Here is a 16,722-nt window from a genome sequence, read left to right on the forward strand (position 1 = left end):
CAAACCAATCGTGGTAATCGTCATCTCGGATGGCTCCACTATCAGAGGTACGCAAAGATGGCGTCCTCACCTTTGGCACTATAGATGCCGTGATCGGGAGCCATCCACCCCATCTAAAATTGCGCAGATCGGCGCAAAGCCGCGCGAGAAAGGCGGTTTCACCCCCAAACAGATGGGTGCAGCCCGATAAATCGGCGAAGAGCCCATCCGGCGCGTCGGCGGCTACAAGCGGTGACATCCATAGACCCCAGGCGGTCAGGCGGGCGAGCGCCTCGCGGTCCTTTTCCCGGTCATGCTCGATGACGAGCAAATCCGGATCGAGCGCCCTTGCATGGGCGAGCGTCATGCCGGCCCCGATCCCGGCGCGGCAGGCGGATGCATCGACTGCCGTCACGACACGTCTGTTGCCCTCAGTGGCGTGCAGCACCAGCTTGCGTGAAGCCGGATAAAGCGCGCTGCTCTCGCGGCGCAGCTGCTCGGTCGAGAAGAAGGGCATCCAGAGAGCGAGGAAGCGGCTCATGGTCGTGACAATCGAGGATCCAGCGTTTGGGCAAGCCCGCACGCAGTTTCAGGAGGTCGGCCGAAAGACGGCGCGGGCCGGGGAGAGGGAGCGCGAGACCGGGCAGAGGCAGCGGGCGCGACATCTGGGCGGTGATCTGCCATCTGGTGGCGCAGGCACAGGCTTCGTGAGCAGCTATTGCTTCTGTCTTGCTCTGGCGCAGGATGAGTCCGGTAGCCCCTGTCGCTTCAGCGGCCAGGTTGAGCCGGCGCGCCTCTGTCAGGGTAAGCGCACGATCGGTCTCGACAACCAGGATCATGGGCTCTGCGTGACGCAGGATATCCTCGCCGACCGGCAGAAGCCGATCCGCCACGAGCTCGAGGCAGAAAAGGCGTCCCCGTGCGATGCCGAGTGCATCCAGCCCCGCCCCGAAAAGCTGGGAGGGGCGTGTCGAAAGCCAGAAAACCGGGCGATCGCTGCGTGCCAGGCACGGCAGGAGAAAGGCAAGCGTGCCGCCACGCTCGAACGGGGAAGCGATCAGAAACTCATGCAGCGCGCCGCCCGCCAGACCGCCATTGAGATGGTGATCGATCGGATCATGGCCTGTCTCCAGGCGCAGATGGGCGTGGTCTGTATGGTCGCGTCGCTCGATCTGCCGGATGCGTCTGCGCAATGTGTCGAGTGCGGTGTTGTCCATGATGCTCCTCCTTTCGGGAAGGAACATAAGGAGAACATACAGGACAAAAGCAAGTGAATTTTGGTGACAGGTAGTCTGTCCTATGGATTTGTGGAGTGCCGCCAGGGCGGACACGGGCGCCCTATGGACAGGCTTTCACCCTGCCCACAGCGCGCCCGACACACCACAACCCCACAGGACAAAATAATTATATTTATATCATAAAATATTTATTATTCTACGTAACCAATTTTCGTACCGTGAAAGAGTTGAGCAAATCTATTAAGGGTAGAGAGATATAATCCGAATTCCTGATCTTCACTCAAATAACCGTTTAATTTTTTTTGGGGCCACGTTGATAGTATCCTATCAGCGACAGAGTGTGGTTCATCTCCCGAGAATATAGGCAGATCTCTCTCGTAGTCATATTCAATCAAAACATTTTTATTCATACCGTATACAAGAAGATCCCTAAATAGGGATTTTTTCTCATCAGATCCAATATCTAAGTCGTCTATGCCAGAATGAACGAACAGCGTCCTGCATGACGATCCAGAAAAATGCTCAAGACATTCGTCCCATCGTTTTTTGTCAATCATCTCATGATCCTAATAGAATTTTATTTCCATGAGCCAAGGCTTGGCTGGATTTAACAACCCTCGTGGTAAGTCAATCGTCCACTTATCGAGCCCTCCTTTTGCCGACGAAGTAGATTTACTCCTCAAGCGGAACTCGCCTTTGGCAGTTTTGATAAAGTAGACCTCTTTTCCGCCAGGAAGATCTCTATGCCCAAGTAGACCTGGGTTTTTGTCGGCGCCTGTTAATTTCTCGAAATATGACTTCACCGCTTGATCGTTGGACCCGGAAAAATGGAGAGAATTGGGCCCTTCGGGTTTGGCAAACTGAGTTACTGTCGTGTTCTCATCAAGTGCAAGAGTTCTACCTTCCTGTTTAGGCAAAAACGTCGCCAACTCGTCCAGAGCTCCTGTTGCGCTTTCGGGTAAAATTGCAGCGGCTCCGCTGGATTCGAGTGAAAGTGCCGCGGCACGCTCCTCGACATTGAAAACGGCGGATAGTAGCTTTTCTCCCCCTATTATGGCGCCCTCGACTGCCAGCTCCTCCGGACCTAGCGGGGTAAACAACATGACTGTAGCGGTGAGATTGAGCCAGTCTTGCCAAGTGTGTGGCATTAGGCTTTGCAGCAACGAGCCATTTCCGTAAGTATTACGGTATGCGTTGGCCATATTAGAGAGTGTCTCTGTACTCTCCGTCTTCAGTGTCTGATATGCCTGTGTAACATGACTGAGCGTTGTTCGGCCGTCCGCGATGAGCTGGTCTGTAATCTGCCCAATGTCTTGCGCTAGGAAGATTCGGATATGAGTCTCAGCTTCAGGAGAAGCGATGATATTTCTTCGTATCTCCTCTATGCTTCTGCCGTTTGTAAGCTCTGCCTGTTGAGTGGCGAGTTCCTCGGGACTGATCGTACGTCCCAGTACCTTGAGGGCAATATCTTTCAGCGCGACGCTGCCTTCATTATGCGCGATGGTTCCGCGCATGTCAGTGTAGCTGGTGCCCTGTGCGAGCCCGTTCACCCATGACCGTATCTGTTCGTCGTTCGGTGTGATGCCTCCTGCCTCGGTATAGGCCTTTCTGACGGCGCTCTCTCCCTCCCAGGCGCGAGCGATGCCACCCGTGATATCTGAGGTGGAAGAGCCCGTCGCTAGAGCACGTTGATACCAATCATACTGACTTTGCGTAGGATTCTGGATGCCTGCAGTGCGTGCGAAGGCTTTCTGTACAGCGTCATGTCCTTCCCAGGAATAAGCTAGCTTACGCGTAATATCCGCGACGTTCGCGCCGTTTGCGAGTTCTCGCTGATAAACATCATACTGGACTTGCGTGGGGTTCTGGATACCGGCCGTTCGGGCATAGACGTTGCGGACAGCGTCATGTCCTTCCCAGGAATAAGCTAGCTTACGCGTAATATCCGCGACGTTCGCGCCGTTTGCGAGTTCTCGCTGATAAACATCATACTGGACTTGCGTGGGGTTCTGGATACCGGCCGTTCGGGCATAGACGTTGCGGACAGCGTCATGTCCTTCCCAGGAATAAGCTAGCTTACGCGTAATATCCGCGACGTTCGCGCCGTTTGCGAGTTCTCGCTGATAAACATCATACTGGACTTGCGTGGGGTTCTGAATACCGGCCGTCTGGGCATAGACGTTGCGGACAGCATCATGTCCCCAGTCGGACCACGCCAGATTCTGACGCAAGGTGACGTAATTGCTGCCGTTGGCGACAGCATTCTGGAGCCACTGCACATCTCCGTCACCAGGGTCTTTGCCCGCGACGTTGCGGAACATGATCCGATAGTCCTGCGCTGCGGAAGCGCTATGAGCCTCGTTCCAACGATAGTCGGCGACAGACCAGCCGTTGCCGATTTGTGTTGCTGCGTAATTGCGGTCTCCTGCTCCGGGGGCTCTGCCATGAACGGCTTGGAAAGTGGCATCGTACCCCCCGTTATCAGCAGTCCAACGCGCTATAGACTGACGAATCTGCGCCGGGGTCTGGTTTCCATTAGCGAGATCGTCTTGCCGGGCTCTTACCCATGCGGCATCACCGTCCTGATAGGACCTACCCTGGGTTGTCGAGACGATCTCTCTCAACTGGTTGGCTACGGCATCACTATGGGCCTCGTCCCAGCGATATCGCTGTAGCGATGCCCCATTACTGATTTTCTGCTGGGCGAACTGGATATCGGCAGCGCTGGGCTCACGTCCGTGGACCTGCCTGTAAGTATCTGCATATTCCCGGGTGGCCGCTTCTCCGTGTATCTCGTTCCAGAGATAGTCCTTCGCAGTCCAGCCATTGCCGATCATGGTGGCGGCGTAGGCACGATCGGCCTCGGTAGGCGCCCGGTTGTGTGCGTGCCTGTACAAGGTGTCGTAGCCACCATGTTCCGCGGTCCATTTGGCCAGTTCCTGCCGGACCTGAAGCAGGGATTTTCCATCAATCCCTATTTCATTCTGATGTACCGCGATCCATTCATCGTCCCTGGCGTCATACGGTCTGCCCTGGGTCTGTTCGATCACCTTGACCAAGGCGTTTTTGGCGACGTCATCATGGGCCAGCCAATTACGAAGGCTGTCCCACGTTACCAGCTTTCTTAGCTGAATCTGGACGAAATCGATATGATTCTGGTTCGCCTCTACACCGTAAATCTCCAGTGCCTGCTGTTTGATCTCCTCGACTGTCCTGATCCGTTCTCCCGTGTCGCCGGGTTTATACGGAGGTATGGGTGGTCCAGAGTCAGGTGTGCCCCCATGTGTCGGAAGGGGGACATAGCCACCGCCACCGCCTCCCAGTACGTTCCAGTCAATACTTGGGTAGTCGTTGATGACGCCCCCTGGGGTGTAGTCGTAGTTCCCGTTGAAAGCGTCGTTGCTCGGGTCGTAAGTATATCCCGTGGATCTTACGAGACGTGAGTGAGGCGTCTGATCGCTCTCCTGCTGGCCCTCTTCGAGATCCCATAGCGATGTTGGGGCATCAGGCGACGGTATCGATGTTGCGGAGGGCGGAAGAGGCGCTGCCTCAGACGTGGCAGAGGACGATAGTTCGTTTTCTGCTCGCTGGTTCGCAACAACGGGTGAGACTGCATGGATTGCAGTTTCGGCACTGAGAAACTGCAATTTGGGGAGGGCATCCTGTTGTCCTACTTGGGTGGCAGAGGATGGCGTGCCATTCATGCCCAGTAGAGCAGCCACAGCCTGACCTGCGGCGTTTTCTGTCTCTACAGAGACACCCGGCAATATCGAGGGGGTGGAGCCTGACTGTGCTGCAGAAATGCCAAGTTGTGCGGTGAGTTCGGCAATCGAGGCGGCTCTGGCCTGGATGAGGTCCAGCTGCGTGATGACATCATGAGACATCCCGCCTGCGAATGACGCGGCCTCCGCGGCGCGTCCGGCGTCGGCCATGCCGACCCCGACCTCACTCGGGGGACTGGCCATGCCACCGCCATAGGAGAGCGTACTCGTACCCGCCATGAGCTCCGGCTTATGGGTCTCTGGGGAAAGCATCGGGAAGAGATCGGACATGATGTAACCGTGCGTAACGTTGGTCTTGTTACGATACGGAGAACCGAAATGGATCATTTGTACAGATCATGACCCATGACAAAGCATATCACCTGACGACGAGCGGCATTATGCTTTATATTTGTAGAAGATACCGGGTCAATTCATACGTATTCAGTGCATGAAAGACACAGACACGACTCTAATACCGAGTCTGTTCCTTGAGGATGCGTCATGAGCGCCCGGGAATAGATCGCGGGCCTGGTTAAAGAGCGATCGACGGTTCTTTATATCCGGGTAGTCTGCATTCGGGAGATGGCTGCCTCGACGAGGGCAATGGCATCCTCCAGATCTGCATAGGAGACGCCTGGCGGTTGCAGGGCAACGACGGGTGGCAGCGGCCTATCCTGTTCTGCTGTCGTCGGTGGCTCCTGCTGAATCTCCCGTCGCGGCCTTCCCCGCTTGCGTCCGGGCATTGGACGACGAGGTGGCTGGACCGTATCGCGTAAAGGTTCGAACCCTTTCAGGGCAAAGAGCCGCCGTGCAGATCGGTGGGTGACTTCGATGACAAGTCCCTTTTCCAGGAACCGATCGAGCAGGATACAAGCCGTCTTGACCGAAACACCGAGCTTGTCGGCGAGGCTGGTTGCGGAAAGCAGGGGAAAGGCCGCGATAAGATCGATTGCCGTGCCAGCCCGTGAATTGGAGCGACAGGCGCCGTCATGCAGACGGGCATGTCGCCATTGGTGTTCCATATCGGCAATACGCGCGTCCATCTCTTCAGCCTCATGGGCGAGACAGGTCAGGAACCGGGGAAGCCAGGATGATTTTTCCCACGCTGTTTCTGCGGCAAAGGCCTGCGGCGCAGTGAGAGGAAGTTTGACCCGCAAAAGACGCGTCTCCTGCCAGAAAGCAATGAGAGCGCTGCGCATCGGGGCGCGACTATTGCCCATGTCGATCCATCTGTGAAATCCTCGTGCGGCCCCCAGCAGAGGCCCGACGGGGGTGGCCTCGGCGCGCAGGAGAGCAAGGGCATCGCGGATCTGGGGTGCCTGCTCCGCCGAGGGTCTGGCGAGCCACTGATAATGTCCGAAGGCTACTGTGGCGCTGTCGATAATGCTTCCTCGTTCCAGAGCGTCCTCTCCAGGCAGTCTCGGACGCAATCCTTCGAGCACGGCTGCCAGATGCCAGGGATCAATGACATGCCCGTCCACCCTGGCGCAGACGCGCGCGGCTTCGAGCCGTTCACGAAAGAGAATGGCTGGTAGAAGGGGATGGGCATGAAGACGCTGATCCAGTCGTCCCATGGCCAGAGCTGCGCGCGTCAGAGCCGCGTGGAGGGCATCGCCGGTCGATGCGGGCTGACACGTCCCTGTGCTCATACGGACCTGGATCGTGGAACAGTATAGAGTGTGGTATGGGCCCCTGATTGTCCCTGAGCCGCTTCTGGCTGTCCACGCATGGCTGCCACGATCGTGTGCTCGTCATCTGAAAGAATAGCACGTTGAACTGGCAGTTTGCCCGTTTCAGCAACGTATTCGAATGCCTGCTGGATCAGCTCTAACGGCGTGACGCCGAGCTCGGCAAGGCGTCGGTAAGCCGCGTCTTTCAGGGTGTTCTCGATACGGAAATTTATCGAAGCCATGATCGTTCTCTCTCGGGTAAAGGTTACTTGTGCGCCCTTGCAAGCGCAAAAATGATAGATCGTTTACCTAAAATACACGTTAGGTTCAAACTGCGCTTTTTTTGATTTTAGCCCCCTCGTCCATCCCCTACTTCCGATAAATTATATTATCAGAAGTAGGGTGGGTGGACGCGAAACGACAGAGGATGGGCCAGAAAGCGTGCTGCAGAGGCTCGCCGCTCTTGGTAGTGTGCTTCAAGCTGGCCGGCAGCGTCTGACTCTTTTCGGACGTCTTGACGACCTTCGCAGGTTTCCGAAAGCTGACGTTGCGACGCTCGCGTCAATAGGACGGCTTTGGAACTATCCCGCCGCGCGCCTGCGATAGGACTGAGTGGCGGATTTTCGCGAAAATCGACCTTCACAACCCCGACAATTTTCATCTCGATTCGGCTTAAGCTCGGCCATTCATGGATTCAAACGTGGTTTCATGGGGGGATCACGGATAGCAGATAGATGCACGCGTGGCGGTTCACGCGTGCATATTGTCATCGTACTCGTTATTAAGAGGTAATGGAGAAGGGGGAGCAATGAGGGGCGATTGGGTTAAACGTGGGTCGTCGACCGCACCCGTCGTCGTGTTTATTCATGGAGTTCTGTCGAGTGGCGAGAGTTGCTGGCGGCACACAAGCGGAGCCTACTGGCCAGACATTGTCGCTGCAGATGCAGAGATGCTCGACCTTGGCGTCTACGTATTCACTTACAGGACTGGCTTCTTCTCCGGTAGCTACCACCTTGCGGACGCTGTCGACGCACTGAAGGAGCATCTTGCTCTCGACGGGATCACCGGTTCGACAGGGTTAATATTAGTTTGTCACAGCATGGGCGGGATCATTGCGCGCAGATACTTAGTATCGCGTGCTGCGGAGCTGATCGAGCGTCATGCACAGGTGGCGATCTTCCTTCTGGCATCACCTTCGCTTGGAGCGGCCTATGCTGACTGGCTTAAACCGCTCGCTAAACTCGTTGGGCACTCCCAAGGCGATGCTTTACGTTTTGTTCGATCAAACGCATGGCTGGCTGACCTAGATCGGGATTTTTTGAACTTGAAGGAGCAGGGGCGTCTTTCCCTCGTGGGAAAGGAATTGATCGAGGATCGCTTCGTCGCTTTCAGTTGGCTGTGGCGCAGACAGATCGTCGAGCCGTTCTCTGGGGCGCGCTATTTCGGTGAGCCCTACAAGGTGCCAGATTCAGACCATTTCTCAATCGCAAAAATTAACGATGGGCATGCGATCCAACATCGTCAACTTAGGCATTTCGTTGCGAAATGGCGCCAGACCCATGTAACAACGATGATCTCAACAGATTCATGTGAGCATAGCTGCATTCCACCAATAGGATCGGACGGACAGTCAACGCTTACTTTCGTTAATGACATGGCTTCTGAAAAAGCCCGACAACAGGCCCTGGGTATCGAGCCTTCCCTGGCGGTAATTTCCAACGTAGAGGAGGCTAATGTCCCCGCCCCCCACCTAGTTCTAGAGGTAATCATGGGCGACCCAACAACTAAACATCTCATTGACCGCTTCTGGGATCTAGATGCAAGCGACCGGCGCGAGATCGCACTCGAGCTCGGTCTGATCACAGAGGATGAGATCAATCTGCCCGAGCAGCAGCGCTACGGCATCGCCTTCATACGCGCATCAGAGCGCAATCTTCTCGATCGGCTGGAGCAGCTGGTTGACGAAAGAGAATGAGAAAGCATGAGTTCGATCCAAATGCACAAAGACTTTCCGAAATTGTTCTCCGAAATCTCAATCAATGGCGACCAGAGGGATTTGCGTTGGGCAGCCATCGAAAACTACGCTAGCACATACGCCACCGCGCGGATCGAAATGCTCTCCCGCCTTGCTTTTAGGACTAGACCGCCGGCCGGAGGGCTTCAGCAGGAAGATCTCACAGCCGCACTGACCGCCTTCCACAAGGCCTTTTCGGATGTGGATCCAGCCTTTGAGCCATCGGAGCGGCAGGACCAGATCCTCGCGGTGGGGACGTTGCTTCAATACTTCGGCACGAGTCCGATCGCGGCAATGGCGGTGACGAACACGGCCTGCGCGGGCGCGCGGAAGGCGGTGCTACCCATCGATCTTGTAGCGGTCGCCGAGAGTGAGATGTCGCGTCTTGCAGCCACCCGCCGCAGGCGCCCGAACCTAGGCAACGTCGAGATAAAAGCTCCTAATTTCACGTTTGAGCCCCATTTCGCCGAAGGGCAGCAGAACTCCCTTGCCGCCTTGAGAGGGGCCTTCGACGAGTTCACCGCGGCGGTGGACGAGGCGCTCGCCGACCTCGCCGGTAAGTTCAATAACTCCACGAAGCACGTCGTCGATGCTGTTGAGAGGGCCGACGAGGAGCTAGACATGCTCTCATGGGTGTTTGGACAGCGCGCATTGCTGCCGGACCAGCCCTTTACCGAAGTGCCGGCCGACCAGAAGCCGCTTGTATTCGCTCGCGACTTAGCTTCGCTTACTACGATTTATCCTGGACCTGGGGCGGTCCCCGCGCTGATGGCGCGCGCAGGCATCAAGTCCACGGGCGAGATCAAGATAGCCGACGCGGTGAACGCCGTTTCGGACGGATGGACGGACGAGGCATTGAAGTACTGCAAGCCGTCCCCGGCGACCTCGCCGGTCCATTTTGCGCTACTCAAGCGCCAAGAGACCGGCGCGGGTGAAGACTGGCACGCCGGATGGGCGGCGATCACCGGCCTCGACGCTGCTTCTGCGATGTTACCGATCGAGCTTGCCGAACTCTTCTATCGCGAAATCCTCTGGCTTCGCTGAACCAGCATGACCAACATAGCGTTGATCTGCGCGAATAGTGACTGCCGAATAGCTCAGGACGGAAAGTGTCTTGAAGGCTATGACAATCTTAGCGAGTGCCCCTTTCATGGAAGGGTGTCCGAGGAGTGCTACGAGGAGAATGAGGTCGATGACGATGTGGTCACTAACGAGTTCGACGGCTTGCATCTCCCGGACGCACTACCATTAGGCAGCCGCCGCGCGGATCGGGTTCTGTCCATCCTACCTTCGCGAATGATTGGCATCATCGGAGTCCATGATTCTGGCAAGACCAGCGTCATCGCAGGCGTCTTTGATTTGTTCCAGACGGGTCCCATTGAGGATATCACGTTCGCCGGGTCCTCAACGCTCCACGGCCTCGAGATGATCTGCCACGACGCCAGGGCCGCCTCTGAGCGCGATGAGCCGCACTCCGAGCGGACCAAGCGCGGCGAGGTTAAGTTCTATCACATCGACGTGAGGCGCGGAAACACTCTGCAGACGCTGCTCATCGCCGACCGCTCGGGCGAGGAGTATGAGGAGGTCGCCGACCTAGCCGCGAGTGCGACCCCGATGTTCGAACTACGGCGCGCGGACATCATAACCGTTTTGGTGGACGGTCGCCGACTGTCCTCCCCGGTCGATCGCGCCGAAGTAATGGGCGAAATACCGCTTATCATTCAGGGAATGGTCGAGAACAGGGCGTTCGAGCGTAAACCAAACCTCGCCGTCGTTCTTACAAAGAACGACGATGTGATTGCCTCACCTCGGAGGGAACGGGTCGAGCGGGATTTCCAGTCCATCGTCGAGGCGATTAGCGAAACTTTCGCCAATAACTTCGGAGAGTTCTCCTCGTTCGTCACCTCCGCCTCGCCGAAGGACGTGGGCGTCCAGCGCGGGGACGGCTTGGCGGCCGTGCTCGACTTCTGGCTGAGACCACCACCGGAGCCACGAGAAGGCCGTCTGCGCTATCGGAGCGGTCGCATGTTCGATCAGCTTACGGCAGAGGGGCCGGAAAATGGTTAATGACGGACAACGAAACGTGTCGATTTCCATCATCGGACTTCCCGGGTCGGGCAAGACAACGTTTCTGGCCGCCTTATGGGCGCTCGTGAACGAACTCCGCATCGCGAAAGCGCTCCGCTTTGCGTCGATCGGGGATAACGATCTCAGTTACCTTCGCAAAATCGTTACGGTCTGGCGTAGAGCGACCGAGCAGGCGCGCACTAGGATTACCGGCCTGAGCGCCGTCCGGATGAACCTCAAAGATGAGGTGGGCAACGTGGTACAGATAGCGATGCCCGACGCGCCGGGCGAGGACTTTAGGGCGATGTGGGAGGATCGTGAGCTCGGCCGCGTGCTGGGGGAGAGCCTAGCTGATGGCAATATCATGCTACTCGTCAACGGCAATAAGGTGAGAGCGCCCGCGTGGGTGACCGAGCGGGCCGCACAGCGTCGGACCACACCAAAGCAGGACGGGGAGACGCCGCCTAGGGATTGGCACCCTAGCCTTGCACCGACCCAGGTTCAGCTAGTGGACCTGCTCCAGATGATTTCGCACCCACCGGTCGGTAGTGCCGGGCGCAAAGTGGCGGTAATGATCAGCGCTTGGGACAAGGCAGAGGGCGAGCGCCTCACGCCTGACATCTTCCTAGAGAGGAAGCTGCCTCTTTTAGCCCAGTATCTCGCGTCCGGCCGAGACGGCTGGACAAGCCGCGTATACGGCGTGAGCGCCCAAGGAGGGGATTACGATCCAAACGAGGAAAACGCGGAGCGTATTGGAGGAGGCGTGTCCGCCAGGAAGAAGCGGGCGGTCAAGAGTGGGGATGCCGATCGTTTGCGGGAGATGGACATCCCGGCAGACCGCATCCGGCTCGTTAGCGGGGATAAGGAGTCCAACGATCTTACCGAGCCGTTGCAATGGCTAATGCATTAAACGAGGACTGCATCAAGGTCGACCAGACGCTTCATGGCTACAGTGAGGGCCACCGGCTGATAGAGGGGTCGGTAAAACTCCAGCAGCTAGACGCGCGCACCATGCTATCGCTTAGTGACGCTTCGGGAAGCAGCAGCCGAATTCCGCCGAACGGCTATCTTACGGGCTACCCACTCGCTGAGGCTGGCAAGTATGTCCTTGCCCGGACGTGGGCAGCGCCTGAGATGAGCCGGCCGGGCTGCGTGTGGACGCATTCGCTGCTCATCGACTTCTCGGATCTCGCTCGCCTTGGCTCGGCGGACGAACTGCTTAAGATATTCCATCGTCCTTCGGGTATTGGCGGCCGAGGCTTCGGCAGTCGACTGGATGTCAAGTCCGCGGAGAGGCGTACCACTGTTTCGACCCACAACCTTAGCAAGGCCAGCGCGTGGGCTTGCTCGCTCTATGGAAAACCGAAGAGTAAGATTATCGGCGAACACGATGGTCAGTGCGATGACGAAGTCGTTGTGGCCCTATGGATGCAGCAGTGGCCGCGTCTGCGGCGAGCCTTCCGGTTCTGCTCCTTCGCGAGCGACGACCGATCCACTTCGAGCCATATGTTTGACCTGCAGCTCGTCGAGGGTTCCAATTGGAACCGTTTCAAAGTTCCGGAATTCGTCATTGCGTCTTCGGTTGCCCGGAGCGACTGGATCCAAGCCCTTATGGACGATCTCGAGTTATCGTCTGGTGTCGACCTGCGGCGGTTTCTCCGCAACGTCGGCTCCGACATAACTAAAGGTCGCGCGGCTATGGTTCCCTTGGTCCGGCTGTTCGAGGCTTTAAACCCTAATGCCGATCCCGAACGGTTGTCCGCTGCCGTATCAGACTTGAGGCAGCTCGGTCATGGACAAGGGCGCTTGGGACGTGTCGCCGCAGCGAGGGCGGTCTTCACGAAACCCCACGTCACCGACCGACGGCTGTTCCATTTTGCCCTCGAGCAGGTGCGGCTGGATGAGAACCTCCTCGGCATCGACACGACTGTGGTTGGCGAGGCTCTGTTGCGGTGGCGTCCGGATGTGCTGATCGCGGAGCTGGATCACGCAGATCCGCTGCGAGGAGCTGTGAACGCGGCCCTTACCAAGGCGACCACGGACGAGCTGACCGGTATTGTCGCGAATGTACCGGAGACTATCGCCGTTATAATGTCGGTTCGCCCTGACATTCTTGAGGTGACTTCGTTCTGGCAACTAGGAATGATAGACGCACCGCGTCTAATCAGCTCACTAACCATGAAGCCGGACCGTGCCAGCTGCGTCGTCCGCGCCATAGTGCATGCAGGTCGCAACGATTGCGCATGGCTAGCAGTTGAGCAGTTTGGGACCCGATCGGTCGTGGCCGCCCTATCCACCTTTGACGCGTACGGAATTCGCTTGAGAGCGGAGTGGGTCCGCGCCGTCGCCTGCCGAACTAGCGACGTTGCTAACCTTATGGCCAGCGGTATCTTGTCTCACAGGCCGCTCCTCTTCGTTCTGTCCGATATGATGGACCCTGATTCCGTGCCGAATAGCCTCGGAACGGACCCCTGGGTGACGGCCGTGGAGCGCACAAGGATCTCAGACGACGATGATTCGGAAGACTTTCTCGCAGCATTTCTTTTTAATCGTGCCCGAGGGAGGCGTTCTCGGACTGCAGGGCGTCTCCTTTTCTTGTCCGTACAGCGCATTCATGAAGCTATGGCCGAAGCTCGCCTTTCCGACGCAGCTTGGCGGCTCGTCAGCCCCAAGGTCCCCGGTTCGATGTGGCGGGACTGGGATCGGTGCGACCGGCTTCGGCAAGCCGTCGTAGAAAACTTCCTCGACCGGGACCTTCCTCCGATCGAGTTCGGCACCGTCGTCGACGACGGAGATCTGTGGTGGAAGCTCGTGGAGCTGGCTGCAGAGAGCGCGCGGGGAAGGCGCTTTCTGGACAAGGTGCGTAAGGCGCTCCGGGATGGTCACGAACCATGGTGGGCCGAGCGCGCGAGGTTGATCGACCGGAAGTTGAAATAGCATGACACTTCGTTGACCGAGGTAATACGGTGTAGCTGAGACCAAGCGTGGCGGTTTATTACCCTTAAGCCTCCTGCAATCGAAAAGTAGCTATGAACGTTTCACGCGGGCTGGCACCCAGATCATTCAAGTCGGCTCGATCGACTGCTCATACTCAACGCTGTGCGCCATCACAGATACAGGGCGCGCTTTCGCTACAGTGGCTGCGGGTTGTAGCGGTATTCGAAACGAACCGTAGCTTCTAGCCTGATTTCCGTAAATTATACGGGATAAACGTTTAGTTGCGAACCCCTCCGCGCCTATCTCTTGGTTGCTATCCACAAGTTCGCACCGCGTTCCGACCGTGGTATGGGGAGTAGGGATGAGGTTTAGTCGGACTACACATCGATGATTGATGAAGTACGGTTGTTTGGAAGCCGATCGGCAGGCCGGCAAGCCGTCCTCAATCGCCTTGATGGCACCGCCATTGGTCTCATCGGGGATGGAGAGTTGCGCAACGCGACCGTGATCTTATCCCAGGCGGTGTTTACCCCTCCCCTTTCCGTAGTTCTCGCCGGCGGCCAATTGCCGAATGGCGATTTTGCTGCCGACACATTGATCGCGGAGCCAGCTGAAACGAGCGATCAGGCTCTTGCAGCGCTACAAAGGCTGGTAGGCGCTCTCCCCAAGCAGCACAAGCTAACCTTGTATCTTGAGGTAGAGAGCGGTGTACCTCGCTTCGTTGGGGCGCTGGAGGACGCGGGCGGCGCCGGGCGAGGTAAAGTGCTTGCCGAGCTCCCCCCCTGCCCTATCGGCCAACCGCCCGCCGCCGTCTCGGCGTGGTTCTCGCATGTCTCCTCGATCATCCTTCCCGAGCACGACGGGACCCTGCAGACGGCCCGCGATGCCGCCGAGGTGTTTAACCAGTTAGCCAAGTCAGGTAACACACTTCGGACTTATCGCTCGGCGGTGCGTGGGTGGTGCCGGTGGGCAAGCGACCACAACCTCCCTGCCCTGCCGGCTCGCAGTGATGACGTCGCCGCCTATCTCTCTGATATGGCACTACGTGCGCGCAAGGTATCCACGATCAATATTCACCGCGCCGCCCTGCGCTATCTGCATCACCTGGCGCAGATAGCCATCCCTACCAGCCATCCCCTGGTCTCAGGGGCTTTGGCAGGTATTCGGCGCAATGCAATCAATCCGCAGCCAGAGCAGAAGACGGCTCTCACCTGGGAGTCATTGACGGAGGCAGTTGACGCGATACCCGGTCTGGATCCGACCTCGCGCAGAGACCGGGCCATTCTGCTTTTGGGCTTCGCCGGGGCGTTTCGTCGTTCTGAGCTGTCAGGCCTGCTCGTATCCGACCTGACATTTTCCGAAGACGGCTTGATCGTTCGTCTCCGACATTCGAAAGGTGACAAGGCCCGGAAGGGCGAACTGATCGGCATTCCTTCTGGGATAACCCGTCACTGCCCTATCCTCGCGCTTAACGCCTGGTTCCGTGCAGCTGGTATCAAGGAGGGGCCAGTCTTTCGCAGGGTCTGGCTACCCGCCCAGGTCAAAGCCGGTATGCCCTCCCCTGCCCTGCCGAAGATCGGCGAGGACGCACTTTCTGACCGGGCGATCGCGGACATCATTCGCAAGCGATGCGCCGCGGCGGGACTGGAAGGTGACTTTTCAGGTCACAGCCTGCGGCGCGGTGCAATCAACACCGGCGCCCAGGATGGATACGACCTGCTCGAGCTCAAGCGTTTCTCGCGTCACAAGAGTCTGCAGGTTGTCGAGACCTATATCGACGAGGCCAGTGTGAAGGCTCGTAATCCAGGTCGCAGCAGGTTTTGACGCAGGCCTCCGCCAAGATGGGCGATATCCGATATCTGAATGATATCGGATATGGAACTTACCATGTTGGGATATCGCTTAGTCGCCGTGATGAGCGGAGCCGGACTTCATCTTATTTTTATCGGTTCCCTCGATTAAGCTTGAAAACTCTGATCAATTCCCCGAGGCAGGCGTCAGCATCCTCAAAGTCCGTCAGTAACAGCTTGAACGCGGTCTGCGTTTCAGGACGAAGGCGCATATTCATCTGCTCCTTTCCTTTTCGTCGCAGTGATCTACCGTCGATCTTTTGGAGCTCGGCGCGACCTGTAAAGCCGTGCTGTCTTCCAACTTCGATCGCCTGATTGTCTAGCGTGGGGTCGGCCTTAGCCTGCGGTTTCGGCGCAAAACCGGCAAGATTGAGTCTCACGCCTTGCTTGGGTTCGGTCATTATGAGGTCCTCAATGATCTACGAAGTCACTTGGAAAGCGCGAGCAATATATCTCGTACCTCTGTGGCAAATGCCTCTGCATTTTCTATGGCGGCCGCTGGGTTCCTGACGTCGTCTTTTGATATATCGTAGAGACTGGAACCGAGCCGGAACGGAATTCTGAATGCTTCGCGCTCCATCACTGACGTGCGAAGCATAGGAACTCCCAGGTCAAGCAGCTGCGAGCGAATATCCTTCATGCCTTTGCTCTCGATTGCAGCTGACGTACGAGTGAAGAATACGCGGAATGGAATCTCCCTGCGGAATACCTCTTCTTGAGTCTTTATCAGCGCGACTACGTTTGTGGCTTCATCTGCATCAAGCTGCGATCCCTGCATTGGGATCAAAGCTAGATCGGCTCTTCCGAGACCCACCGAGACGTCGATGTTTTTGGTTCCTTCGAGATCGACGATTACAAAAGGGTCTCGGGTCGCGGCGCTATCTATGACTCGGGCTGCGGCGTTGCCGACAGCTGCCTCGACGGTAAGTGTTTTTGGAACAGCTTCGGGGAAGCGTTCGGCCCAACGCGCTAGTGGTGCGTTGGGGTCAGCGTCGATCAGCGTAGTGGAGGCCCCCGCTTGCGCGAATACGGATGCGAGAGCGAGAGCTGAAGTCGTTTTACCGACGCCGCCTTTGCTGGAGGCGAAAACGATTGTTGGCATCTGTTTCTCCTGCTTTGGTTCTCCGAACTTCGCAGATATCCGATACCAAAGCAATATCACATATCCGCAAGATATCCGATATCATGCAGATATCGCATATC

The 16,722-nt window shown here is 57.2% G+C and carries 14 protein-coding genes; 6 read left to right on the forward strand and 8 right to left on the reverse strand.

The window, feature by feature from the left end; genetic code table 11:
• From ACWNRM_RS14345 to ACWNRM_RS14370, 6 genes are all read right to left on the reverse strand, one after another.
• A partial coding sequence (locus ACWNRM_RS14345) for a Y-family DNA polymerase (RefSeq protein WP_485171378.1) occupies positions 1–520 on the reverse strand: 520 nt, incomplete at its 3' end.
• Positions 411–1,196, reverse strand: a complete 786-nt coding sequence (locus tag ACWNRM_RS14350; protein ID WP_485171379.1) for an ImuA family protein — start codon at positions 1,194–1,196, stop codon at positions 411–413. The genes ACWNRM_RS14350 and ACWNRM_RS14345, both read right to left, overlap by 110 nt.
• A 212-nt stretch (positions 1,197–1,408) precedes the next feature.
• On the reverse strand, positions 1,409–1,774 hold the full coding sequence (locus ACWNRM_RS14355; protein WP_485171380.1) for a hypothetical protein: 366 nt from the start codon (positions 1,772–1,774) through the stop codon (positions 1,409–1,411).
• Positions 1,775–1,783: 9 nt separating this feature from the next.
• Complete coding sequence (locus tag ACWNRM_RS14360; protein ID WP_485171381.1) at positions 1,784–5,326, reverse strand: hypothetical protein; 3,543 nt, start codon at positions 5,324–5,326, stop codon at positions 1,784–1,786.
• A gap of 209 nt (positions 5,327–5,535) precedes the next feature.
• Positions 5,536–6,630, reverse strand: a complete 1,095-nt coding sequence (locus tag ACWNRM_RS14365; RefSeq protein WP_485171382.1) for a hypothetical protein — start codon at positions 6,628–6,630, stop codon at positions 5,536–5,538.
• Positions 6,627–6,893 carry a type II toxin-antitoxin system RelB/DinJ family antitoxin gene (locus ACWNRM_RS14370; RefSeq protein WP_485171383.1) on the reverse strand — a complete coding sequence of 89 codons (267 nt, stop codon included), beginning with the start codon at positions 6,891–6,893 and terminating at the stop codon, positions 6,627–6,629. The genes ACWNRM_RS14365 and ACWNRM_RS14370 overlap by 4 nt, the downstream gene beginning before the upstream one ends.
• A 566-nt stretch (positions 6,894–7,459) precedes the next feature.
• Here ACWNRM_RS14370 and ACWNRM_RS14375 point away from each other — a divergent pair.
• The 6 genes from ACWNRM_RS14375 to ACWNRM_RS14400 all read left to right on the forward strand — a co-directional run bounded on the left by ACWNRM_RS14375 (position 7,460) and on the right by ACWNRM_RS14400 (position 15,493).
• Positions 7,460–8,626, forward strand: coding sequence for an alpha/beta fold hydrolase (locus ACWNRM_RS14375; RefSeq protein ID WP_485171384.1), 1,167 nt, complete (start codon positions 7,460–7,462; stop codon positions 8,624–8,626).
• 6 nt (positions 8,627–8,632) lie between these two features.
• The gene (locus ACWNRM_RS14380; protein WP_485171385.1) at positions 8,633–9,709 is read left to right on the forward strand and encodes a GTPase-associated system all-helical protein GASH; all 1,077 of its coding nucleotides are present in this window, start codon (positions 8,633–8,635) and stop codon (positions 9,707–9,709) included.
• Positions 9,710–9,715: 6 nt separating this feature from the next.
• Entirely contained in the window at positions 9,716–10,732 is a 1,017-nt protein-coding gene (locus ACWNRM_RS14385; RefSeq protein WP_485171386.1) for a TRAFAC clade GTPase domain-containing protein, read from the forward strand.
• 16 nt (positions 10,733–10,748) lie between these two features.
• On the forward strand, positions 10,749–11,642 hold the full coding sequence (locus ACWNRM_RS14390) for a TRAFAC clade GTPase domain-containing protein (RefSeq protein WP_485171387.1): 894 nt from the start codon (positions 10,749–10,751) through the stop codon (positions 11,640–11,642).
• Positions 11,627–13,669 carry a GAP1-N1 domain-containing protein gene (locus ACWNRM_RS14395; protein ID WP_485171388.1) on the forward strand — a complete coding sequence of 681 codons (2,043 nt, stop codon included), beginning with the start codon at positions 11,627–11,629 and terminating at the stop codon, positions 13,667–13,669. Before ACWNRM_RS14390 ends, ACWNRM_RS14395 begins: the two co-directional genes overlap by 16 nt.
• 387 nt (positions 13,670–14,056) lie before the next feature.
• Positions 14,057–15,493 carry a tyrosine-type recombinase/integrase gene (locus ACWNRM_RS14400; protein WP_485171389.1) on the forward strand — a complete coding sequence of 479 codons (1,437 nt, stop codon included), beginning with the start codon at positions 14,057–14,059 and terminating at the stop codon, positions 15,491–15,493.
• A 118-nt stretch (positions 15,494–15,611) separates the two neighbouring features.
• On the opposite strand, the gene ACWNRM_RS14405 is transcribed toward ACWNRM_RS14400, so the two are convergent.
• On the reverse strand, positions 15,612–15,920 hold the full coding sequence (locus ACWNRM_RS14405; RefSeq protein WP_485171390.1) for a hypothetical protein: 309 nt from the start codon (positions 15,918–15,920) through the stop codon (positions 15,612–15,614).
• A gap of 26 nt (positions 15,921–15,946) precedes the next feature.
• Positions 15,947–16,621 carry a nucleotide-binding protein gene (locus ACWNRM_RS14410; RefSeq protein WP_485171391.1) on the reverse strand — a complete coding sequence of 225 codons (675 nt, stop codon included), beginning with the start codon at positions 16,619–16,621 and terminating at the stop codon, positions 15,947–15,949.
• Positions 16,622–16,722: the final 101 nt, after the last annotated feature.

Source organism: Asaia sp. A2, assembly GCF_057319415.1.